Annotated in this window: 22 protein-coding genes; 9 read left to right on the forward strand and 13 right to left on the reverse strand. The window is 72.4% G+C overall.

All coding sequences use genetic code 11. The features are described from left to right. Position 1: 1 nt before the first annotated feature. Positions 2 to 229: a hypothetical protein gene (locus K7C98_RS17690; RefSeq protein WP_224192852.1), complete on the reverse strand. Its 228-nt coding sequence runs from the start codon at positions 227 to 229 to the stop codon at positions 2 to 4. Between the two features lie 82 nt (positions 230 to 311). Here K7C98_RS17690 and K7C98_RS17695 point away from each other — a divergent pair, with 82 nt between their 5' ends. The 4 genes from K7C98_RS17695 (at position 312) to K7C98_RS17710 (ending at position 3,240) form a co-directional block, all read left to right on the forward strand. Then, entirely contained in the window at positions 312 to 785 is a 474-nt protein-coding gene (locus K7C98_RS17695; protein ID WP_224192853.1) for a peroxiredoxin, read from the forward strand. A gap of 258 nt (positions 786 to 1,043) precedes the next feature. Continuing rightward, positions 1,044 to 1,442 (forward strand): hypothetical protein, encoded by a 399-nt coding sequence (locus tag K7C98_RS17700; RefSeq protein WP_224192854.1) that lies wholly within the window; start codon positions 1,044 to 1,046, stop codon positions 1,440 to 1,442. Positions 1,443 to 1,712: 270 nt separating this feature from the next. After that, positions 1,713 to 2,912, forward strand: coding sequence for a ComEC/Rec2 family competence protein (locus K7C98_RS17705; protein WP_224192855.1), 1,200 nt, complete (start codon positions 1,713 to 1,715; stop codon positions 2,910 to 2,912). 139 nt (positions 2,913 to 3,051) lie between these two features. Continuing rightward, a complete protein-coding gene (locus K7C98_RS17710; protein ID WP_224192856.1) occupies positions 3,052 to 3,240 on the forward strand; it encodes an SEC-C metal-binding domain-containing protein in 189 nt (62 codons plus the stop codon). Positions 3,241 to 4,055: 815 nt separating this feature from the next. Here the strand turns inward: K7C98_RS17710 and K7C98_RS17715 are convergent. Both K7C98_RS17715 and K7C98_RS17720 read right to left on the reverse strand, forming a co-directional pair. Then, complete coding sequence (locus K7C98_RS17715) at positions 4,056 to 5,549, reverse strand: GGDEF domain-containing protein (protein ID WP_224192857.1); 1,494 nt, start codon at positions 5,547 to 5,549, stop codon at positions 4,056 to 4,058. A 228-nt stretch (positions 5,550 to 5,777) separates the two neighbouring features. Further along, positions 5,778 to 6,437, reverse strand: a complete 660-nt coding sequence (locus K7C98_RS17720) for a ribulose phosphate epimerase (protein ID WP_224192858.1) — start codon at positions 6,435 to 6,437, stop codon at positions 5,778 to 5,780. A 19-nt stretch (positions 6,438 to 6,456) separates the two neighbouring features. Between K7C98_RS17720 and K7C98_RS17725 the strand changes: the two genes are divergently transcribed. After that, positions 6,457 to 6,672, forward strand: coding sequence for a hypothetical protein (locus K7C98_RS17725; RefSeq protein ID WP_224192859.1), 216 nt, complete (start codon positions 6,457 to 6,459; stop codon positions 6,670 to 6,672). A 193-nt stretch (positions 6,673 to 6,865) separates the two neighbouring features. On the opposite strand, the gene K7C98_RS17730 is transcribed toward K7C98_RS17725, so the two are convergent. From K7C98_RS17730 to K7C98_RS17765, 8 genes are all read right to left on the reverse strand, one after another. Further along, positions 6,866 to 7,273, reverse strand: coding sequence for a VOC family protein (locus tag K7C98_RS17730; RefSeq protein WP_224192860.1), 408 nt, complete (start codon positions 7,271 to 7,273; stop codon positions 6,866 to 6,868). A 57-nt stretch (positions 7,274 to 7,330) separates the two neighbouring features. Further along, the gene (locus K7C98_RS17735) at positions 7,331 to 7,651 is read right to left on the reverse strand and encodes a hypothetical protein (protein ID WP_224192862.1); all 321 of its coding nucleotides are present in this window, start codon (positions 7,649 to 7,651) and stop codon (positions 7,331 to 7,333) included. Positions 7,652 to 7,778: 127 nt separating this feature from the next. Further along, positions 7,779 to 8,930, reverse strand: a complete 1,152-nt coding sequence (gene solA, locus K7C98_RS17740; RefSeq protein ID WP_224192863.1) for an N-methyl-L-tryptophan oxidase — start codon at positions 8,928 to 8,930, stop codon at positions 7,779 to 7,781. Positions 8,931 to 8,933: 3 nt separating this feature from the next. Beyond that, positions 8,934 to 10,049, reverse strand: coding sequence for a tryptophan 2,3-dioxygenase family protein (locus K7C98_RS17745; protein ID WP_224192864.1), 1,116 nt, complete (start codon positions 10,047 to 10,049; stop codon positions 8,934 to 8,936). 12 nt (positions 10,050 to 10,061) lie between these two features. After that, on the reverse strand, positions 10,062 to 12,071 hold the full coding sequence (locus K7C98_RS17750) for an FHIPEP family type III secretion protein (RefSeq protein WP_224192865.1): 2,010 nt from the start codon (positions 12,069 to 12,071) through the stop codon (positions 10,062 to 10,064). A 116-nt stretch (positions 12,072 to 12,187) separates the two neighbouring features. Beyond that, a complete protein-coding gene (locus tag K7C98_RS17755) occupies positions 12,188 to 13,210 on the reverse strand; it encodes a DUF4215 domain-containing protein (protein WP_224192866.1) in 1,023 nt (340 codons plus the stop codon). Between the two features lie 117 nt (positions 13,211 to 13,327). Continuing rightward, on the reverse strand, positions 13,328 to 14,068 hold the full coding sequence (locus tag K7C98_RS17760; RefSeq protein ID WP_224192867.1) for a hypothetical protein: 741 nt from the start codon (positions 14,066 to 14,068) through the stop codon (positions 13,328 to 13,330). After that, the gene (locus K7C98_RS17765) at positions 14,065 to 15,072 is read right to left on the reverse strand and encodes a fatty acid desaturase family protein (RefSeq protein ID WP_224192868.1); all 1,008 of its coding nucleotides are present in this window, start codon (positions 15,070 to 15,072) and stop codon (positions 14,065 to 14,067) included. Before K7C98_RS17765 ends, K7C98_RS17760 begins: the two co-directional genes overlap by 4 nt. A 122-nt stretch (positions 15,073 to 15,194) precedes the next feature. Here K7C98_RS17765 and K7C98_RS17770 point away from each other — a divergent pair, with 122 nt between their 5' ends. After that, the gene (locus K7C98_RS17770) at positions 15,195 to 16,040 is read left to right on the forward strand and encodes a fatty acid desaturase family protein (protein ID WP_224192869.1); all 846 of its coding nucleotides are present in this window, start codon (positions 15,195 to 15,197) and stop codon (positions 16,038 to 16,040) included. 87 nt (positions 16,041 to 16,127) lie between these two features. Here K7C98_RS17770 and K7C98_RS17775 read toward each other — a convergent pair whose 3' ends face one another. Next, positions 16,128 to 17,135 carry a hypothetical protein gene (locus K7C98_RS17775; protein WP_224192870.1) on the reverse strand — a complete coding sequence of 336 codons (1,008 nt, stop codon included), beginning with the start codon at positions 17,133 to 17,135 and terminating at the stop codon, positions 16,128 to 16,130. A gap of 157 nt (positions 17,136 to 17,292) precedes the next feature. Here K7C98_RS17775 and K7C98_RS17780 point away from each other — a divergent pair, with 157 nt between their 5' ends. The 3 genes from K7C98_RS17780 to K7C98_RS17790 all read left to right on the forward strand — a co-directional run bounded on the left by K7C98_RS17780 (position 17,293) and on the right by K7C98_RS17790 (position 19,688). Next, complete coding sequence (locus K7C98_RS17780) at positions 17,293 to 18,129, forward strand: hypothetical protein (protein ID WP_224192872.1); 837 nt, start codon at positions 17,293 to 17,295, stop codon at positions 18,127 to 18,129. Positions 18,130 to 18,201: 72 nt separating this feature from the next. Continuing rightward, positions 18,202 to 18,777 (forward strand): RNA polymerase sigma factor, encoded by a 576-nt coding sequence (locus tag K7C98_RS17785; protein ID WP_224192873.1) that lies wholly within the window; start codon positions 18,202 to 18,204, stop codon positions 18,775 to 18,777. Continuing rightward, on the forward strand, positions 18,774 to 19,688 hold the full coding sequence (locus K7C98_RS17790) for a tetratricopeptide repeat protein (protein ID WP_224192874.1): 915 nt from the start codon (positions 18,774 to 18,776) through the stop codon (positions 19,686 to 19,688). The genes K7C98_RS17785 and K7C98_RS17790 overlap by 4 nt, the downstream gene beginning before the upstream one ends. A gap of 220 nt (positions 19,689 to 19,908) precedes the next feature. Here K7C98_RS17790 and K7C98_RS17795 read toward each other — a convergent pair whose 3' ends face one another. Continuing rightward, positions 19,909 to 20,943, reverse strand: coding sequence for an MlaD family protein (locus K7C98_RS17795; RefSeq protein ID WP_224192875.1), 1,035 nt, complete (start codon positions 20,941 to 20,943; stop codon positions 19,909 to 19,911). Positions 20,944 to 20,947 lie beyond the last annotated feature (4 nt).

Below are 20,947 nucleotides of genomic sequence, written 5' to 3' on the forward strand. Positions count from 1 at the left end.
GTCAGCCACGGCCGTCGTCCTCTGCCTCGACGGCGTCGACCGCCCGGCTCAGGTACAGCCCCACCAGCACCGCCGTGTTGGCGAGGATGATCAGCAGCACGTACGCCAGCGACCACGGCATCCCGAGCACACGCGGTTCGATGTGGTCGCCCAGCAGCGGATACAGCGGCCACACCAGCGCCGCCGTGGTGGCGACGAAGTACAGCGGCGACAGGCGAACGAGGCGCATGGAGACCTTCACTGATACGGTAAAAACCGCACCGAAGACAGACCCTTCCGGCCTCCCGTGGCCGGCGGTACACTCGCCGCGCATGAGTCGCAGCACCCAGATCGCCGTCGGCGACGTCGCCCCCGACTTCAGCCTGCAGGATCAGGAGGGCCGCACCGTCGCCCTCGCCGATCTGCTCAAGGAGCGCTGCGTCGTCCTCTACTTCTATCCCAAGGACGACACGCCCGGCTGCACCGTCGAGGCCTGCAGCTTCCGCGACGCCTACACCGTCTTCTCCGACGCCGGCGCCGAGGTCCTCGGCATCAGCAGCGACGGCGTGGCCGCGCACAAGGCCTTCGCCGACAAGTACAACCTCCCGTTCCGCCTCCTCAGCGATCGCGGCGGAGCGGTGCGCGCGAGCTACGGGGTGAAGAAGACGCTCGGCCTCATCGACGGCCGCGTCACCTTCATCATCGACCGCGGCGGCGTGGTGCGGCACGTGTTCTCGTCCCAGGTCCGGCCCAAGAAACACGTGGCCGAGGCCCTCGAGATCGTGCGAAGTCTCGCATCCGCATGAGCTCGGTGAGCATGCTCCACTTGGGTTGGTGTTTTCAGACCCCACCCCCTGGGGACCCCTGGGCGACCCCCCGTAGGTAGGCCATACGGGGTGCAGGGGGGGTCTGGAACGATGTCCGGACGACCCTCTACAAACCTTCAGTGTGATGCATGCCCGCGGGGCGCCGGTGGCACCGTCCCCCAAGCCGGACCATGGTTGACCAGACGTCGAGCGCGGCGCCCGCAGCCCAGCGCGGCTCGACCTTCAGGAGACACAGCCATGAGCCTCTTTGCCAACATCGAACACCTGGCGGCCGCCCCGGGCGTCGTCGCCGTCACGATCGATTCACCCAACCATCCACGCGGCTTCCGCGGCGTCGACAGCTGGTCGCCCGTCCTCGACGCCTCGCTGCAGCTGTTCGGCCAGACCGGGGAGGACACCATCCGCCTCGTCATCGGCCAGCACACGGTCATCATCCAGAAGGAGCACGGCGACACCGTCGCCGTCGTGCTGCCCACCGGGCACGCGATCGCCAAGTCGCTCCGGCGCATGATCCGTCGCCTGGCCAAGAAGGAGCGCGGCCCGGTCACGACCGCGCGACCGCCGCAGACGCCGGCCGAGGCGCCGCAGGGCGGCACTTCCGAGACGCCGCCGCTCGATCGACCGGAGGCGGCCTGACAGGGGCCCATTGGGCCTGCTGGACCCCACCTGCGCGTGCCTCGGCGCGCGCCTCCGCTCGGAGTGCGTGATGGGCGCACCTGGAACGATTCGCCTCTCGAGCGGCGATCACGTCTGACGTGTCTCTTCCGACAGGTCGCCTGACCTGTCCCCAAGCACCACCGGACGCTCTCCCTGGCCGTCTGGACCCCGAGCCCACCGGGCAACTCCACCTCCGACCGCGGCGCAGCTCACGAGTTCGTGGCTGCGCCGCGCTGCTATCATGCGCGCGTGCGACTCCGCGTGTGCGCCCTCGCCTTGCTCGCCTGCAGCTGCGGCCCGCGTGACGAGGCGCCGCCGATCGAGGTGAAGGCCGACCCCGGGCTCGTCCTGCCGCGGATCGCCCGCGACCGCGACCCGACCTCGCGCCCGTCCGGCACCGACCCGGCCGACGCGATGACGCTGCACTTTATCGACATCGGCCAGGGCGACGCGACCCTGCTCGAGTTCCCGTGCGGCGCGGCGCTGATCGACACCGGCGGCGAGAAGAACGACCTGTTCGACGGCGAGGCCGCGCTCTACGCCTACCTCGACGCCTTCTTCGCCCGCCGCACCGACCTGAATCGCACCCTCGACCTGCTGCTCGTCACCCACCCGCACATCGACCACAACCGCGGCGCCCTCGGCGTGCTCGAGCGCTACACCGTCAAGAACGTGGTCGACAACGGCGCCGACGCCCCGCACAGCCACAACGACGGCACCGAGGACCCGGGCGCGACGCAGCAGATGAAGGTGCACGCGTGGCTGCAGGAGCACCCCGACAAGGGCGTCAACTACCTCGCCGTCGGCGCCGGCGACGTGCCTGAAGGCGGCCTCACCGGGCCCATCCTCGACCCGATCGCCGGCTGCGCCCGCGCGCCCACCGACCCCAAGCTCACCGCGCTGTGGGGCACCGTCACGCACGACCTCGCGACCTACGGCGACAACCCCAACAACCACAGCGTCGTCGTCCGCGTCGACTACGGCGAGAGCAGCGCCCTCTTCACCGGCGACCTCGAGCTCATCGGCCTGTCCCGCCTCGCCGACCGCTACGAGAAGCGGCCCGAGCTGCTCGACGTCGACATCTATCAGGTCGGCCACCACGGCAGCAAGAACGCCACCATCCACTACCAGATGGCGATGATGAGCCCGCGCGTGGCCGTCATCTCGATGGGCCCCTACGAACGCAACATCCCGTGGACCGCCCGCAAGTACGGCCACCCGCACATCGTCGCGCTCGAGCACCTCGTGCACCCTGACTACGGCGTCCGCGGCCGCCGCGCCCCCATCCCGGTGATGGTCGGCTTCCGCGGCGCATTCCAGGACAAGGTGACGGAGATCTTCCAGCGCCGCACGATCGACCGCGCGATCTATGCGACCGGGTGGGACGGGACGGTCGTGCTCGCCGCCCACGCCAACGGCTGGCTCGACGTCAAAACCCTCGGCCGCTAGCCCCGCCGGGGTCACGGCCCGGCGTCCGGATCGCCGCCGCGGCGTCGAACTATGCGAAAGGCCACACGCGGGCGGGCGCTCGCACGCCCCCTCTCGCGCGCCTTGCCGCCCGCCGGCCCGCTCGCGCATAGTCCCTCCCATGCCCGGCCACGAGCACGTCCACGGCCCCGACTGCGACCACGATCACGACCACGGCCACGTCCACGGGCCCGACTGCGACCACGACCACGGCCCCGCGCCCTACGTCCGCGCCGCCCCGAAGATCGGCCGCAACGACCCGTGCCCGTGCGGCAGCGGCAAGAAGTACAAGAAGTGCTGCGACGCCTGAGGCGGCTCGCCTTCTTCCATCTTTTTTAATGAAGGGGACATGACCCTCGGGGCATGTCCCGAGGGACGAAAGCGCCGCGCCCGCGACCCAGGCGGCGCGACCGGCCGCCCCGCGACCTGTCCATTCGGTCAGGCGTCGCGCTCGCCTCGCGGGCGATCGACCGCTCGCTCGCCGCAGGCCGTCGCGCCGCGGCGATCGACCGCTCGCTCGCGCCGCGCTCGCCTCGCTCGCGTCCTGTTCCAAAGGACATGTCCGCATCGCCACCCCGCTCCAACGCGCGCCGGGAGCAGCTCCGGCGGCCCGCCCTCGGCTCGCTCGCATCTGTCCCGCGGGCATGTCCGTCTCGCTTTGGCGCGCCGCTCGCCTCGCTGCCGGCACATGACCGTTCGGACATGCCCTCATCGCCATGCTACCCGGGAGCGCGTCCTCGGGCGCGGCGCGCTCGCCTCGCGGACAGATCATGACCGTTCAGACATGTCTTCCTCGCCATGCCGACTGGTAGCCTCCCTGGCGCGCCGCGCTCGCCTCGCGTGAGCCAGCTTCATGGGACATGTCCTTCGAGGCATTCATCGCGCTCGCCTCGCTCCGCCCGCCGGCCGTCCGGCGCGCCGCGCTCGCCTCGCGCAGAGATGCTCCCGGAGACATGTCCTTCGAGACAACCCATGCACCGCGCCGCGCTCGCCTCGCTTCAGTCATGTCCCGGCGGACATGTCCGTCTCGCCACCTCATGATCCGCGCTCGCCGGCCGCGACGACCGCCGCGGCGCGAGGTTCACCGCGCCACCTGCCCCTCGGGACATGTCCAGCCCCCCGGGCTCACGCCGGCGAGTCGTCGTCGCCCGGCGCCGCGAACACCATCGGCTCGTCGGCCCCGTCGATGACCGCGCGGCCCCGGCCGCCGCGCTTGGCCTCGATCAGCGCCGCCTCGGCCTCCGAGAACAGCACCGACTGCTCGTGGTTGTCGCGCGGCCACAGCGAGCCGCCGGCGCTGAGCGAGACCCCCATCCCCAGCGCCAGCGCCCCGACCCGGCGGACGATCGCCAGCACCTGCTCGTGGTTGGTGTCGGTCACGAGCACCGCGAACGCGTCGCCGGCGAGGCGCGCGACGATGTCGTGCGAGCGCAGCGTCGAACGCAGCAGCACCCCGACCGACTGCAGCAGCTCGTCGCCGGCCTTGTGCCCGCGCGACTCGTTGACCTGCCGCAGGCGGTCGACGTCGAACAGCAGCAGCGCGCACTGCGAGCCGAGCCGCTGGGCCCGCGACTGCTCGTCGGCCATGCGCGACTCGAACTCGCGGCGGTTGAACAACCCGGTCAGCGCGTCGTGGCGGGCCAGCGTCTCCACGCTCTCGACCAGGCGCAGGTTCTCCGACGCCAGCGCCGCGGTGTCGAGCAGGAAGCCGACGAACTCGCGGCAGTCCGGGTCGATCGGCGCCGGCCCGTAAGGATCGTCGGCGACCACGATCCCGATCGGCTTGTCGCGCAGGCGGATCGCCGCCACCAGGAACTCGCGCGGCGGCTCGAGGGCCGCCAGCGCCGGGTTGACCGGCCGATCGCGCGAGAACAACAGCGGCCCGCTCGCCCCCAGCGCCTCCCCGATCTCGTCGCGCGGGTCGGTCGTCACGTCGACCGCGATCGTCCGCACGAAATTCTCGAAGCGCGGCTCGAACGCGGCCACGGCCGCCATCCGCTGCTCGAGCCCGAGCGCCGCGAGACCCTCCGCCCGCGCCGCCTCGCCCACGTCCGCCGGCCCGATCGCCGACTCGCCGACCAGCGCCCGCCCGTCCTCGTCGTACACGAACAGCGCCGCGCGGCTGAACCCCAGGGCCAGCCCCGAGGTCAGTCCGAACAACAGGATCGTCCGCAGCCGGTCGATGCTGCCGGTCTCGAGCATCGCCCGCGTCAGCTGCCGCAGCGCGTCCTGCCGCGGCGACTCGCGCGCGAAGCGCTCAATCGCCCCGGCGACCTCGCCGATGTCGAGCAGCGTCTGCGCGATCCGCCGCGCCAGCGCGGGGATCCCCTCGGCCAACTCGGCTGTCCCGAGGACCAGGTCCTTCGAGCCATGAACCAAGCGCACCTTCGGGCTCGCGGCCCCCGTACGGGCCCCTGTGAGCCGCAGCGACGACCCGTGGCTCGCGAGCCGCAACAGCTGCAGGGCCAGCGTCGGCGCCCCCTCGGCCGGCGCCTCGACCTCGAGCGCGAGCGGCACGGCGAGCCGCTCGAAGAGCGTCCGGAGATCGTGCGGCACGTCGACCGCACGGGCGGCCGCCACCAGGGCCTCGGGGATCCCGCTGACTTCTGGCTCGGACATCGACCCGGACATCTTACACAACAGCCGCGCGCGGCAACGCGCACGCAGACGGGCGCATCCGCACGTCGCTCCATGTGCGAGCGGATCCGTCAGGCGTGCTTCGAGGACCGGACTCATGCGGCGAAGATCATCGCATGCGACCCGCGATCGCATCGACGCGAGTCATGTGAATCGACCTCGCCGGCCAGCGGGCGCAATCGATGTACCCGCCGATCCGGACGAATGCCATCACCCCGGGATCACGCAGATCCCGACGTCGGCGAACGGCGGCGGCGCCTCCTCGCCGACCTCGCCGTGGAAGGACGTGCACTGCGCTCCGTCGCCGGTGCACTGCGGATCGTTGATGTCGCAGAACGCGATGCAGCAACCGCCGGCGCTCTGGTCGCACTCCACCGCCGACTCTGGATTCCAGCACATGAGGCCCGGATCGCACGTGTTGCTGAACTCGCACGGGTCGAACTCCTGGCCCTGGTCGAACGAGTACTCGGCGAGGCACACGAACCGCTGGCCGTTGCTGGCCCAGTCCGGCAAGCAGCCCTGGCCGTCCGGGCAGTCCTGCAGCAGCGGGTCGCAGCCCTGCAGGCACACGTGGGCCAGGCCGGGGACCCAGAACACGCAGATGTCGGCCGCGCCGGGGCAGCTGTACGCATCCTCCGTGCCGGTGCACAGCGCCACGCACTGACCGGTGTTGTCGTCGTGGTTGATGTTCCAGCAGGCCTGGCCGTGATCGCAGTCGTCGACGCCCGTCCACCAGCCGCCGTCGACCTTGCAGGGATCGCCGACCTGGCCCGGGTTCTGGACCACCGGCGTGCACTTCGTCCCCGTGAACGCCGGCTCGCCCTCCTCGGCGAAGGCCATGCACTTGTAACCGTCGGGACAATCCTGCATCCACGGATCGCACATCCCGATGTCGCCGCCCGTCGGCTCCGCCGTCGTGCCGCCGTCGGTCGTCGTGCCGCTGCTCGTCGGCGCATCGCCGCTCGCGTCGGAGCTCGACGAACTGGGCGAATCCGCCGTCAGCGCGTCGGCGGTCGAGCTCGACGTGGGCGAGCAGCCGCCTACCAGCGCGGCACAAATCAGTGAGGACCGTAGGTTGATCTTTCTCATCATGTTCTCCGGGTAATCTGCGTTCGACTCCGGGCATGTCTTCTGTGTCGCGGCCTCTCGTTTCGATCGCGCCGCCGGCAGAAAAATTTGATCGGAGCGGGGGAGCGGCGCCTCTCGATGCCTTGCCCGTCCCGCGCCCCCGCGCGCCCGAAGTCGTCGGAGGACCGCGCGAAATGCTCGCGGCGCCGCGCAATCGTGACTCGCCCGGCTCAGGCCGAGGCTTCGCGCGTCAACATCACCAGGTTGCCGTCGGGGTCGGCGACGTAGGCCACGCGCTCGCCCCACGGAGTGTCCGTCGGCGCGAGGACGATCGGCGCGCCCGCGGCCTCCAGCCTCGCCGCGGTGGCGTCGACGTCGTCGACGTACACGCACAGCTCGATCCGGTGCCCGCTGGCCGGCCGCAGCGCCTGCCCGTGCAGCGCCGTCGCGCCGGCGACGATCCGCCCGATGCCGAGCTCCGAGCCCGCCGCGAACTGCAGCGTCACGAACATCGGCTCACCGTCGGCGGGGAACCGATACGTCTGCCGGCCGCCCAGGTACGTGGCATAGAACGCCAGCGACCGCTCGAAGTCGGTCGCCGACAGCATGGGGAACAGCTTCATCGCCGGCGCGTGCATGCAGCGAGTATGGCCGGCCCCGCCCGGCCGCGTCGATCGCCGGGCCGCTCGCAATCATCACGGCCGCGGGCGCTGCCTCGCGTACAGGGCGCAGCGGACCCGACCGTCCACGCCCTGCGCGTGCATGTCGGCGCAGATCTTCGTCGCCAGGTCGCCGCTGGTCTCCGCGACGTAGGGCGCACCACAACCATTCCCGCTGCCCCAGTACAGTTCGGTGACGATGCTCGGATCGTCGAGGTAATGCCCGGGCTCGGCCGCGACGCACACCGTCGCCTCGCACTCGAGCGGCTTCTCGTCGGCCCCCGTCGATTCGACGGCACACGCCGCGACTGCGTGCACCGTCTCCTCGGCCGCCGCGGCGACATCGGCGATCAGCATCGCTGCCACGATCGACACCCCGTACCTGAATCGCATACCGCCGCGGGAGTACCACCACGCGCGAGCACTGCAAGCGAGCGACCGCAGACGCCCGCCTCGCCCCCGCGTCGTCGGCGCCGACTGCCGATCACCCCCCGTGGCGCGCGCGCGCGAACGCTCGCAGGGCCTCGGGCGCCTCGCCGGTGACCACCGCCTCGGCCACCAGCTCGCCGATCGCCGGCGCGAACTTGAAGCCGTGGCCCGAGAACCCGCCGGCCACCCACACGCGCCTGTCCCCGGGGACACGATCGATCACGAAGTCCGTCGACGGCGTGCAGGTGTACAGGCACACCGTCGCGTGCACGAACTCGCCGCGCCCGGCCGGCAGATACGCGTCGAGGAAGCCCGCCAGCGGCGCCAGGTCGGCCGGGTGGATCGATCGGTCGACGCGCTCCGGATCGACCGCCGCCTCCGACGGGTCCGCGGTCGGCGCGTGACAGGCCAGCTTGAAGCCGGTCACGCCCTCGTCGCCGTGCGGGAACCCGTACATGAAGCCTTGCGGCGTGAACCCGGCCCACACCGGCATCGCCGCCAGCCGCGGCACCTCGAGCGGGTCCGGGCGCGTCCACGCCAGCACCCGCCGCAGCACCTTGAGCCTGCCGGGCAAGAACCCGGGCAGCAGCCCCGGCAGGTACGCCCCCGCCGTCACCACCACCTGGTCGGCCGGCAGCAGCGTCCCCTCGTCGAGCAGCACCCGCGGCCGCTCGCCGAGCGCGACCTCGCGGACCCGCGCGCCCGTGCGCCAATCTGCCCCGAGGGATATGGCCTCTCGTTTTAGCGCTTCGAGACATGGCCCAACGCGCAGGTAACCGCCCGACGGGGTGAAGCAGGCCGTCCACCCGTCCGGCACCGCGATCGGGAAGCGCCGGCGCGCCTCGGCGGCGTCCATCAGCTCGTGGGCGACCGCCGCCGCGCGGCAGGCCGCGATCGCCCCCGCGTACTCGGGGTCGCTCTCCGGCCCGAACTCGACCATGCCCGTGCGCACCAGCAGGCGCTCGCCGACCCGCTCGCCGAGCGCCTGCCACAGCGCGTCGGCGCGGCGGACCAGCGGCACGTAGCCGGCCCCCTCGTGGTACGACTCGCGGGTGATGCGGGTGAAGCCGGAGTGGCTGCCGTACTCGTGCACGTGCGAGAAGCGCTCGAGCACCGTGACCGCGGCGCCGCGGGCCGCCAGCGCCCAAGCCGTCGCCGAGCCCATCGTGCCGCCGCCGATGACGATGACCTTCGGACCGCGCGCCATGCCTTATTCCTTGGCGACGAAGCCGTAGACGTCGGGCCCGCGCAGCGGCGGCAGGGCCGTCTTGCGGATCATCAACGTGCGCACCGCCCACAGCTCGCGGAACACCCGGTACCGCAGCGCCGTCTGCTCGAGGTAGTCGACCCCCGCCGAGCCGCCGGTGCCGGTGCGGCGCCCGATCACCCGCTCGACCATCCGCGCGTGCCGCTGGCGGAAGATCACGAACGCCTGCTCGAGCTCCACCAGCCCGTCGAGCACCTCGCGCGGCCAGGCCAGCAGCGGCAGCTCGCGGTAGCTCTCGATGAACAGCAGCGCCGCCCGCACCCGCGCCACCCGCGGCCGGTCCTCCTCCGGCACCTCCTCGGCCAGCAAGAACTCGCGCGCCTTGATCCGCTCCTTGTGGTAGCGCTCCTCGATGCGGCGCCGGTCGGCCTCGCCCGGCGCCGAGTCGCGCACCAGGATCATCGCCTCCTCGGCCTCGATCGCCTGCGCCTTGAGGTAGTTCTCGACGAACCGGCGCACGTTCTCGGTGTCGCCGTCCTGCTCCGGCGTCGAGCCCTGGATCGGCGTGCGGTGCAGCCACTCGTTGATCGCCTCGAGCAGCGTCGGCACGTCCTTGAGCCGCGCCTCGACCCGCTTCGACGCCGGCGACACGCGCCCGTCGGGGTAGCGGAGCGCCCGCAGGTAGTCGTTGTCGTGGCCGAGCGGGATCCGGTCGTTCACCTGGAGTCCCATGATGATCTCGATCTCCCGCAGCTGCGCCGACTGGAACCCGCTCGCCGGGCTCAGCTTGTCGCGGAAGCCGAGGTAGTCGCGCGTCGTCATCGTCTCCATCAGGCGGAAGTGATGCGCCACCTGGTCGAACAGCAAGGCGGTGCGGCGGATCCCGCGGACCGCGTCGGACAGCGACTGCTCGCGCACCTTCTCCTGGGCGAACAGGTTGCGGACCCGGACCAGCTCGCGGATGGCCAGCTTGAACCACAGCTCGTCGATCTGGTGGATGACGATGAACATCACCTCGTCGTTCTCGAGCTCCGACTCGTCGGGCTCGACGCCCGTCTGCAGCGCGAGCAGCTCCTCGAGCTTGATGTAATCCCAGTAAAGCGTCGCCTTGCCGCCCATAGGCCGCGAAAGCTACGCCGTGTCGCGCTCGCCCGGCAACGCCCGCCCGCGTGAGGCGCCGCCCGCGTGCGCCGGCGCCTCGAACCACCGCACCGCCGGCCCGTCCGGCTCGCCCGGCAGCGGCAGGTCGACCTCCTGCAGCTCCGCCGTGCTCAGCACCGTCACGTGCGGCGCTCCGCGGGCCAGCAACAGCGCGAACACCGGTCGCGCCCGCGGCGAACAGACCACGATCGGCGGCGGCCTCTCCTCGGTTTCACCGCTCGCGACAACGTTCTGCAGCGTCACGCGCGACCGCCACGCCTGCCGCGCCCGCCCGTCGATCGCCAGCCGCAGCCCGCGCTCCCCGTGGACCGCCCGTGACAGCAGCGCCGCCTCCGCGTCGGCCTCCGGTCGCGCCCACGTCACCGGCCCCAGGCGTGCGTGCGCCGCCACCACCTCGCGCACCCACTGCGGCGCCAGCCGCTCGCGCAGCGCCTCCAGCCAGCGCCCGCGCTCGCTCGCCTGGCGGAGCAGCGGCTCCGACGCGACCGCCTCGAGCAGCGCCGTGAACGGCGGCAGCGGGACCCGCTCGCGCACCAGCCCGCGCACCAGCCCCAGCAGGTCGGCCGGCCCGATCGCCGCCAGCGCCTCGCGCGTGACCGCCGGCTCCCGCCCACGCGCCTGCTCCAGCGCCGCCGCGATCGTCCGCAGGTCGACCAGCGCCTCCGCCCCCCGCATCACCGCCCGGAACGTCGCCATCACGATCCTGTCCGTCGCGGCATGCCCTGAAGACCAGGACCTATCGACCCTGTCCGAAGAATCATCTTGCGAATCCCCGCCGCGCTCGCCCGGATCCGGCAGCACGCTCAGCGCCCGCGCCGGCCCCGGCAGGTCCTCCGGCCCCGCCAGCGCCAGCTCCCCGAGCCGCACCGCGAACGCCGGCCCCGGCGCGGCCACGATCGGCGGCACCTCGACCCCCAGCGCGACCGCGCAGCGGCGGCGCAGCTCCGCCAGCGGCCGCTGCAACGCCTGGATGTCCCTCGCGTCATGTCCCGGAAGACAGACGATGATGCGCCGCCCCGGCGCCCGCCCGCGCAGCCCCCACGCCAGCGCCGCCAGCCCGGCCGCCGTCGTCAAGAACGCCGCGGCCGGCATCCCCGGCGCCAGCGCCAGCCCGGCCAGCAGCCCCGCCGGCGCCGCCACGACCCCCGGGGTCCACCAGGACGCGCGGCGCGTCGCCGGCTCCTCGCGGTCGACCCGGGCGATCAGCAGCGCCCCCGCCAGCCCGACCAGCAGCGCCGGCACCTGCGCCAGCAAGCCGTCGCCGATCGCCAGGCGCCCGTACAGCTCGAGCGACGCCGCCAGCCCGAGCCCGTCGCGCAGCCCCACGGCCAGGCCGCCGATCACGTTGATGCTCGTGAGCACCAGCCCGAGGATCGCGTCGCCGCGGATGAACTTCGCGGCGCCGTCCATCGCCCCGTAGAAGTTCGAGCGCTCGCGCAGCCGCGCCCGCAGCCGCGACGCCTCCGCCGGCGAGATCGCCCCGGCCCGCAGATCGGCCTCGATCGCCGCCTGGTGCCCCGGCAGACCGTCGAGGGCGAAGCGCGCCGCGACCTCGGCGATGCGCTCGCCGCCGCGGGCCACCACCACGAATTGCACGACCGTCACGATCGCGAACACCACCGCCCCGACCAGCAGGTCGTCCTCGATCACCAGCGTCGAGAACGCCGCGATCACCTCGCCCGCGTCGGCGTCGCGCAGGATCAGCCGCGTCGTCGTGATGTTGAGCGCCATCCGCGTCAGCGTCATCAGCAGCAACAGCCGCGGGAACCCCAGGAGCTCCGCGCTGCGTCGCGCCGTCACGCTCGCGACCAGGGCGATGATCGAGCCCGCCAGGCTCGCCGTGAGCAGCAGGTCGACCAGCCAGCGCGGCAGCGGCAGCAGCGCGCACGCGAGCGCCGCCAGCACCCACAGCACCAGCCCGTAGCCCGGCAGCACCCCCCACATGTCCTGTCCGGAGCCCGCGGCTCGGCCGATGCGCATTTCTGCACAGGCTACCTGCGCGCGGACGCGCGCCAAGATCCACGGGTGTTCAGTGCGATTTCGCCCCCCGGCAACCGCCTTGAACTCGCCGGTACCGGAGCCCCGCAGTCACGCGATCACTCGACCTCGATGCAGTACAGGCGGAACGGCAGCGCGCACTGGCGCGACGCGCATTCCGTCCACGTGCTGTCCTTGGCCGCGAAGCTGCCGATGAGCCCGAGGCCGGCGTCCGCCGTCCAGTCGCCACACGTCTCCGCGGTCAGACCGAGCGCCGTGGTCCCGGTCCACACGCCCTCGCTGCTGCTCTCACACGACTCCATCTCGGTCGGCAACGACGTGCCGTGCTCGTCGACGCCGATCGGGTTCATCAGCACGCCGGCGGCCAACCCCGCCGAGCCGATCACCACCAGCGACTCGTCGGGCAGCACGTACGCGCCGAGCCAGTCGCCGATCCGCTGCTGCGCGGTCTCGTCGGTGTCCGACAGCCAGGCCTTGAAGTTACGGCCCGCCAGCGAGGGTGAGGCCCCGACGGCCCCGGCCAGCGCCTCGCACTCCATGTCGGCATGGTCCAGGCTCCCCACTTTCGCCGCGGTGTACTTCTTGCTGGTGACGAACACGTAGCGCGGCGTCAGCGGCGGCTCCTCCTGTCCGCACAGCGCATCGCAGCCGTCGCCCTCGGACAGGTTGCCGTCGTCGCACTGCTCCACGCCCTCGTGGATCACGCCGTCGCCGCAGGACGCGAACATGCAGCTGTTCAGGCAGTCGTCGCCGTCGTTCAGGTTGCCGTCGTCGCACTCCTCGGGGGCCAGGGTGACGCCGTCGCCGCAGACCGGCTCGCCGGTCATGCCGGTCGCGTCGGTCGTCCCCTCGCTCGGGTCTGTCATCACCGCGGTGGTCGCGTCGGTCGGGAGGCTGGTCGCCGTCACCGTCGCCGCCGGGCCCGTCGTCGGTTCGCCGGTCGTGCTCGTGCTCGTGCTCGTGCTCGTGCTCGTGCTCGTGCTCGTCGGCGACGTCGAATTCATCCCCTCGGTCTCCGACGCGCTGCCCGGGCCGCCCTCTGTCGTCGCGGAGCTGGTGCCCGCCGGCGAGAAACAACCCGACGCACCGACGAAGATCAGGACCTGCGCGAACGCTCGCATCGCCCTCACCTTACTCGACCTCGCCGCCGCGGATCGACTCCGCCTCGCGCGCCGCCGCGCGCTCGATAGCGGCGCCGCGACCCGGCGAGGCCCGCTCGACGTGGCCCGGTCGCGCCGCTACCCCGGCGCGCGCCAGACGCCCCGCAGCGCCAGGTTGCCCGGCGGCTGGATCGCCTCGTGGTGCAGCTTGCCGAACAGCTGGAACAGGTTGAACACCACCAGGGACGCCAGCGCTCCCAGCTTGCTGACCGTCCCGAACACCGGCGGCCACAGGCACAGCGCCGTGCACAGCGCGCCGGCGAGCCCGAGGCCGAGCACCAGCGCGACCGTCAACCCCGCGACCTTCCGCCGCCACCGCGCCGGGTCGGCGTCCGCGAGCAACAGGCCATCTGGCCCTTCGGACAGCCACACGCGATCGCCTGTCCCGAGGGACACCTCGACCGCGCGCGCCCAGCCGGCCGCGCGGGTCGCCGGCGGCTTCGCGGCCGCGAACGCCTGCGCGTCCGGGCAGGCCGCCGCCGCCCGCTGGCGCGCCTGGCTGACCCACACCGTCGCGTCGGCGAGCGCTCGCCGCTCGGCCCCGACCGCGACCACCCCGCCGAGCACCTCGCCCTCGTGGGCCCGGTCGTGGAACCAGATGTTCGCGTCGCCCTTCGAGCGCCCGACCTGGCGCACGCGGTGGATCGCGATCTGTCCTTCGGGACCTGTCCCTTCGACCACCACGCCCGGCCGCGCCCGCGCGCCCCAGCGGCGCAGCAGGCGGGCGCACTCGCCCCAGCCCGCGGCCATGACGAGCAGCGTGTTGAGCCAGAAGATCGCCAGCGCCGCGTACGCCAGCGCCGCCGGGAACCCGCTCACGCCGCCGCTCCTTCCGGCCCGGCCTGCTCGCGCGCCGCCTGCTTCTCCGCCGCCGCGCGCCGCTCGGTCCGCGCCAGCAGCTCGGCCTCGCCGCCGGCGCGGGCGCGCATCACCGGCCGGCGCGGGCGCAGCACGAACGTGCGCAGCAGGTACAGCACCATGCTCGGCTCGTCGAGGCGCGGCTCGATGTGCGGCGCGACCTCGCGGCGGTGGGCCTCGGCCAGCTCGGTCCAGTGCAGCCCGGCGCGGTTGTGGTGGATCGTGTGGTAGCCGTTGTTGCACATGATCCAGTTGAACCACCGGCCGACGAAGTTGCGCGAGTGGTTCCACTCGCTCGACGGGTCGGTCGCGTCGTGCTGGATCAGGTTGATGCGGAGGATGCAGCGCGCCCCGTACAGCTGCGGCAGGACGATGAACAGCAGCGCGCCCCAGAAGTCGTACAGCAGCGCCGCGCCGGTCAGCCCGAACGCGACCACGAGCTCGGTCACGTACTGGCGGACGAAGCCCTGCTGCTTCGTCACCTGGGCCCAGCGGCCGACCCCGGCGAACGTGTTGGGCCCGGCGATGTTGGGGAAGTGGATCAGGTTGAGCAGGTGCCAGCGGAACGCCACGTGCGACGGGTCGGCCCAGTCGGGCTGACCGTCGTCGGCGAAGTGGTGGTGCACCAGGTTGTGCGCCGGCACGTTGGCCGACGCCGGGTACAGCGCGCCGAACGACAGCACGCCGCGCCAGATCAGGTTGAGCCGGTGCGAGTGGAAGATCCCGCGGTGCATGTGATTGTGGATCACCACCGCGTTGAGGAAGCTCAGCAGGCACGCCAGCACGAACGGCAGCGGGTGGCGCCACGCCGGCGCGAAGAACATCAGCGCCAGCAGGCCCAGGTACGCGCCGACGATCCCGACCTGGCGCCACTCCGCCGGATGGCGCACGAGCCAGGTCTCGCGCTCGCGCTCCCGCGCCTGCGCAGCCGGCTTCGCACCGGCGAACTCGCCCTGAGAGGCCATCGCCGCGGCACCATACTGCGGGGGCCGGGCCGCCTCAATCTTCACGCGCGTGGGGACAATCTCGACGGCCCCCGGCCCGCGTGATATCCCTGCCCCCGCGCCCGTCCGCGCCCGTCTGCACCGTGACCGCTCACACCGGCCTCGCCAACTCCCTCTCGTATTGGCTCACCGCCCAGCCCTCGGTCCAGTACCGCAGGAACGAGTGGTTCTACTTCCTCTACGACGGGGCGTACCTGGCCGCCTTCCTCGCCCTCGACGCGTGGATCCTGGCCACCGGCCAGGCCCCGCTGGTCGAGTGGCAGTGGTGGTACCTCGCGCTGCTGCCGGTCGTCATCTACGTCCACATCCTGCTCAACGTCTTCATCCACAACTGCTGCCACGGCAACTTCCCGCGGGCCGTCAACCGCCTGATCGGCGAGATCGCCGGCGTCCTCGTGATCACCCGCTACGCCTCGTGGGAGATCATCCACCAGCGTCACCACCGCTACTCCGACGACCCCGAGCGCGACCCGCACCACGTGATGCCGAGCTTCTGGCGCTTCCTCGCCCGCACGATGCTCGTCAACGTCGAGAAGCAGCTGCAGAACCAGGCCTACGACCAGTTCGGCGACACCCCCGAGATGCGCCGGCGCGAGCAGCTGCGCAGCGTGCTCAGCTTCTCGGTCATGATCCCGCTCAACCTCGCGTTCTGGCTGCTGCTCGGCCCCGAGGCGTTCTTCTGCCTGTGGCTGCCCGCCCAAGCCGTCGGCTGGGTCCACGTCGCCCACTTCAACTGGGTCACCCACAACGCCCTCTCGCCGGCCGGCGACTACAAGCCCGTCAACCTCGACCACGGCCTCTACTGGCTCGGCAACCGCATCTGGTTCGGCCTCTACATGCACGCCAACCACCACAAGCGGGCCAACATCTTCAACCCGGCCAAGATGGACCAGGTCCTCGCCCGCCGCGCCGCCGCCCGCGGCGAGTGACCCCGTCCCCGCGCCCGTAACCTCCTGCAAGAAGGGGCATGTTCGCAAGAACATGCCCCTTCGAGCATGTCTTTCATAACATGTCCCTCAGGCCACGACCGGCACCCCGTGGCCGGTCTCGTCGGTCAGGACCTCGAAGGCCGCGCGACCGCTGCGCAGCACCAGCTCGGGGCGCCCGGGCCGGCGCAGGCGCAGCTCGCAGCCGGCGATCTTGCTGTTGAGGCAGGTCTTGACCCCGCCGGGCGGGTTGCCGTACGCGAGCCCGACGAAGGCCTCGCGCGGGGCGAAGATCCGCGCCTCGACCTCGACCCCGGCCCGCCGCGAGCGCAGCTCCCACGTGAACTCGGGCCCGCCGATCGCCACCCGCCCGCTCGCGCGCGCCGCCTGCCCCAGCGAGTTGAGCGCGATCTGCTCGCCCTCGACGCGCAGCACCAGCAGCGTCATCGGCGGCGTCCACAGCGGCCCGAACTTCAGCCGCGCCGTCGCGCACTCGAAAAAACTGTCCGGCGCCCCGTCGAAGCCGGCCACCTGGCCCCACGCGTAGCGGTCGGTGTGGCGCGAGCCCCAGTTGTGACACTGGCTGCCGACCCACCCGTCGATCGCGTGCGCCTCGCCGTCGACCGTGATCGTCCCGGTGAACGCCGCGTTCGGCGAACCGACCAACGCCTTGGCCTTCGGGAACCCGCCCGCGTACAGGTTGGCGGGCAGCAGCAGCAGCGGCGGCTCCGGGCTGGTGTACGCCAGCTCCCACGCGAAGGAGTGGGCCGCGCCGGTCGCCGCCCCCCGCAGGCCGCGATCGTCGAGCGTCGCCGCGCCGACGCGCACCGCCAGGCGATCGCGGGCGAACGCGCAGTCGGGCCACGGCACCACCTGCTTGGCCGCGGCGATGGTGCCGCGCTCGCCGTCGAACCAGATCGCCCACAGCTCACCGACCGCGCGCTCCGGCTGTCCCTTGGGACAGAACACGGTGTAGCGGATCCACCACGCCAGCGGCCGCGTCGGATGGTTGGCCCGCTGAAAGTAGCTCTCGTAGTGCCCGACCCTCGCGGTCGGATCGAAGCGGCAGGCGTTCCAGCGGTCGCGGTCGACGGGCACGGCGCGAGCGTGCCGCGGCGATCCGCGGCTGTCCACGCCCCGGGCAGCGCTCGACCGCCTCCTTCCTTCACGACTTCACGGGCGTGCCGCGCACCCCTCGCCCGCGAACTGCATCATCGCTGGCCAAACGCCGCGATTTTTGGCACCACTGCGGCCCGTGGCCCTCGCGCCTCAGCTCGCGCTGCTCGCCTCGCTGATGCTCCTGTCGCCCCCGCTCGAGCTGCACACCGACGCCGTCGACCCCCGGCGCACCGAGTCCGGCCTGCGCACCCGCGTCGGCGACGACCTCGACGCCTGGACGATCAGCGTCCACCCCGGTCCCACCGCCGACCAGGTCGACGTCCACCTGCGCGCCCCCGACGGCACCACGCGCCAGCGCCGCGTCGCGCTCTCTGGCGCCAACCGGGACGACCGCAGCCGCGAGCTCGCCGCCAGCCTCGCGCTCCTCATGGACGAGGCCCCGAGCCCCCCACGCTCCGGCAGGCCCGCGATCGCTCCTCCAGCCCCGCGCCCGGCGCCGGTGTCCGGCTGGCTCGGCCTCGGCCCGCGCATCGAGGTCGGTCCGAAGTTGGTCGAGGGCGGCGTCGACGTGATGGGCGGCGCGTGGCTCCTGCGCGAGCACCTGCAGCCGATCGCCAGCCTCTCGCTCGGGGGCGCCGCGCCCGGACACGTGTCGCTGTTTCACCTCCGTTTCGGCGGCGGCATCGCCGCGGGCGCAGCCCTGCCCGATCGGCGCATCTGGCTCGGAGGACATGTGATTGCCCACGTGTTGAGGTCCCGCGCCCGCGACCTCGACCGCTTCGTGGTCGACTGGATGTCTGCGACGGAGATCGGCGCGACGGTGCAATACCGCGGTCGGCGCCTGTTCCTCGGCGCCCGCACCGGGATCGATCTCGTGCTGCCTTCGCGGACGGTCCCCCGCCACGGAGCGCGGTTCCGCCGCGGTCCGGCGCAGTGGATGCTGGGCCTGGTGATCGGCGTCGCGTTCAATTAGCGCGGGCTTGTAATCGCGACGGCCCGCACGGTCTATAGCTCCGTGCTCACCTCCGCTACACTCTGGCCGGCCATGACGACCCGGGCCGCAGTCAGGGACGTGGAGAGCGCTGCCGTCCTGGCAGCCGCGCAGGACGGCGACCGGGCAGCCCAGGCGGCGATCTTCGAGGCCTACAAGGAGAGGGTCGCCCGCCAGGTCTTCCGCATGACCGGCGACGCCTCGTCGGTCGACGACCTGGTCCAGGAGGTCTTCATCTCCGCCTTCTCCGCGCTCGGGCGCTTCCGCGGCGACGCCCAGCTCGGCACCTGGCTCTACACCATCGCCGCCAACCGCGTGCGCAACTGGTGGGACTCCCAGCGCCGCCGCCGTCGCCGCGAGGACATCGCCTCGTCGCACGCCGCCGGCGACGTGGTCGCCACCCCCGAGGCCGACTTCGAGGCCACCCAGCAGCGCGAGCGGCTCTACCGCGCGCTCGGCGAGCTGCCCGACAAGCTCCGCGAGTCCTTCGTCGCCCGCGCGATCGAGGGCATGAACCTGCACGAGGCCTCGGCCGCCCTCGGCGTCCCGATCAGCACCGTCTCTTACCGCACCCGCCGCGCCGAGCAGCTCCTCTGCGCAGCCCTGGGGATCCCCTGGAGGGACGAATGAGCATCGATCTTCGCCCCCCCGACCCCGACGAGCCCGCCGTGCGCTCGCCCGAGCTGCTGCGCCTGGTGCAGGCCGCCCGGACCGCGCCGGCACCTGTCCTCAAGGTCAGCTCGGACGCCGTGTTCGCCGGCTTCCAGGCCCGCCGCCGCGACTCTCGCCGCCTCTACGTCGGCGTCGGCCTGGCCGCCGCGGCCGCCGTGGCGCTGCTGTGGGCCCGCCCTTCGTTCATGTCCTCCAAGACAGGTACTTTTGAACCTGTCGCAGCGACCACGGTCGAGGCGGCCCACACCGCCCCGCCGGCGCTGGCCGCCAGCGTCCGGGTGGTCGCCGAGGAGGGCCCGCCGACGGTGGTGCGCGGGCCGTGGCAGGTCGAGCTGACCGAGGGCCGCTACGACGTCACCGTCGCCGCCCACGCCGGCCCCGAGCTGCTCCAGGTCGAGACGCCCGGCGGCACCGTCGAGATCGCCCAGGGCCGCGTCCTCATCGTCGTCGCCGGCACCCGCACCGAGGCCGAGCTGCGCACCGGCGTCGCCACCTGGATCGCCCCCGACGGCGCCCGCACCCCGCTCGCCGTCGCCCCGGCCGCGGACGACGACGCGATCGACCCCGCGGCCGGCCCGTCCGAGCTGGCCCGCCACGCCGACGCCCTGCTCGCCGCCGGCCGCCGCGACGCCGCCATCCGCGTGCTCGACCGCCTCGTCTCCGACCACCCCGACAGCCCGCCGGCCCGCGCCGCCTTGCTCGACCTCGCCCGCCTCCTCAAGGCCGCCGCCCGCACCGACGAGGCCCGCTGCGCCTACGCGCTCTACCTCGAGCGCTACCCCGCCAAGGAGCAGCTCGCGGACGAGGTCGAGGGCGCCCTCGCCCGCCTCGGCCCCGGCCCCGCCTGCGCCGGCCTGCGCCCGCGCTGAAGCGCGTACTCCTGTCCGCGAGGGCATGCCCGAGAGGGCATGCCCTTGCACGCATGTTCGCTCGAACATGGTCGTAAGCGCATGTCTCAAAGTCCCGATGCTCGGGGCGCCACCATCGTTTCGCCCCCGCGCTGCTCACACCGCCCGCCGTACGCGTCGAGGGCCGCAGCTCGACGAGCTCCGGCCCTCCCGTGATCGTCGCCCCAGCCGGCGAGCGGACCTACTCCTCGAGCTTCTCGACCTTCCCGCGCACCCCGTACGGCACCGCCAGGCGCACGCGGAAGCCCTCGATCTGGAAGAAGTCGCGGATCAGCTTCTCGTTGATGGCCGCGCCGCGGTGGGCGATCGTCGCCAGGTCCTTGAGCATCGGCATCATCGACTTGCCGACGCCCTGGAACTCCTCGCTGAGCTTGCGCAGGTTCTTCACCGCCGCGCCGCCGTCGGCCAGCATCGCCTCGACCTTGCCGGCGTCGACCGCGTCGACCAGCTTCTCGACCTTCGCCAGCGCCTCTTCGCCGTCGCCGAGCAGCTTCTTGCCGCTGTCGAGCAGCCCCGGCAGCTTTTGGTCGAGCACAGTGAGGATCGACCCGCCGCGGTCGATGATGCGCCCGACGTTCGGGTTCTCGAGGTGGGCCCGCGTCGCCTTGACGATCGCGCGCAGGTCTTCGCGGTTCTCGGCCAGCATCTCCTTCGTGCTGGTCAGCATCGTCTCGACCTCGCCGAGCATGCGGTCGAGGCGCTCGCTCGGCAGGCCGCCCTCGTCGAGCGCCTTGGTCAGCGTGTCCATGCGCTTGACGATGCGGACCACGTGGCCGTAGAGCGCCTCGTCGCCCTCGACCACCCCGTTCATCGCGTTGAGCGCCTCGCCGATGTCGACGCTCGGGTCGACGCAGGGGATGGCGGAGCCGGGGGGCAGCGGCGTCCCGACGGTCGGCTGGCGCAGGTGCAGGAACTTCTCGCCGAGCAGGCCCTTCATCTGCGGCGACGCGCACGTCTCGGCGAAGAGCTGCACCTCCGGGTCGATGCGCAGCTCGAGCAGCGCCTGGTTGCCGTCGATCCCGATCTTCTTGATCTGCCCGATCTGCACCCCCGCGATGCGGACCGCGTTGCCCTCGACCAGCCCGCCGGCGTCGTCGAGGTGGAGGCGATAGTGCGTGCCGGCCTTGGGTAACGCGCCGAGCGTCCACGCCAACGCGGCCAGCGCGGCCAGCGTCACCGAGACGAAGATGGCGAGGGATAGGTAGCGCGTGTTCATGGCT

It is taken from the genome of Nannocystis pusilla (assembly GCF_020073745.1).
Taxonomy (GTDB): domain Bacteria; phylum Myxococcota_A; class Polyangia; order Nannocystales; family Nannocystaceae; genus Nannocystis; species Nannocystis radixulma.

Coding starts and splice junctions, on each gene's coding strand:
- solA (WP_224192863.1), bottom strand. CDS start 8,930: ATGGCGCGCGGTCCGAAGGTCATCGTCATCGGCGGCGGCACGATGGGC.
- K7C98_RS17730 (WP_224192860.1), bottom strand. CDS start 7,273: ATGCACGCGCCGGCGATGAAGCTGTTCCCCATGCTGTCGGCGACCGAC.
- K7C98_RS17695 (WP_224192853.1), top strand. CDS start 312: ATGAGTCGCAGCACCCAGATCGCCGTCGGCGACGTCGCCCCCGACTTC.
- K7C98_RS17690 (WP_224192852.1), bottom strand. CDS start 229: ATGCGCCTCGTTCGCCTGTCGCCGCTGTACTTCGTCGCCACCACGGCG.
- K7C98_RS17715 (WP_224192857.1), bottom strand. CDS start 5,549: ATGTCCGAGCCAGAAGTCAGCGGGATCCCCGAGGCCCTGGTGGCGGCC.
- K7C98_RS17720 (WP_224192858.1), bottom strand. CDS start 6,437: ATGCAGGATTGTCCCGACGGTTACAAGTGCATGGCCTTCGCCGAGGAG.
- K7C98_RS17735 (WP_224192862.1), bottom strand. CDS start 7,651: ATGCTGATCGCCGATGTCGCCGCGGCGGCCGAGGAGACGGTGCACGCA.
- K7C98_RS17745 (WP_224192864.1), bottom strand. CDS start 10,049: ATGGGCGGCAAGGCGACGCTTTACTGGGATTACATCAAGCTCGAGGAG.
- K7C98_RS17750 (WP_224192865.1), bottom strand. CDS start 12,071: ATGCGCATCGGCCGAGCCGCGGGCTCCGGACAGGACATGTGGGGGGTG.
- K7C98_RS17725 (WP_224192859.1), top strand. CDS start 6,457: ATGTCGCCGCCCGTCGGCTCCGCCGTCGTGCCGCCGTCGGTCGTCGTG.
- K7C98_RS17765 (WP_224192868.1), bottom strand. CDS start 15,072: ATGGCCTCTCAGGGCGAGTTCGCCGGTGCGAAGCCGGCTGCGCAGGCG.
- K7C98_RS17785 (WP_224192873.1), top strand. CDS start 18,202: ATGACGACCCGGGCCGCAGTCAGGGACGTGGAGAGCGCTGCCGTCCTG.
- K7C98_RS17790 (WP_224192874.1), top strand. CDS start 18,774: ATGAGCATCGATCTTCGCCCCCCCGACCCCGACGAGCCCGCCGTGCGC.
- K7C98_RS17795 (WP_224192875.1), bottom strand. CDS start 20,943: ATGAACACGCGCTACCTATCCCTCGCCATCTTCGTCTCGGTGACGCTG.
- K7C98_RS17710 (WP_224192856.1), top strand. CDS start 3,052: ATGCCCGGCCACGAGCACGTCCACGGCCCCGACTGCGACCACGATCAC.
- K7C98_RS17700 (WP_224192854.1), top strand. CDS start 1,044: ATGAGCCTCTTTGCCAACATCGAACACCTGGCGGCCGCCCCGGGCGTC.
- K7C98_RS17755 (WP_224192866.1), bottom strand. CDS start 13,210: ATGCGAGCGTTCGCGCAGGTCCTGATCTTCGTCGGTGCGTCGGGTTGT.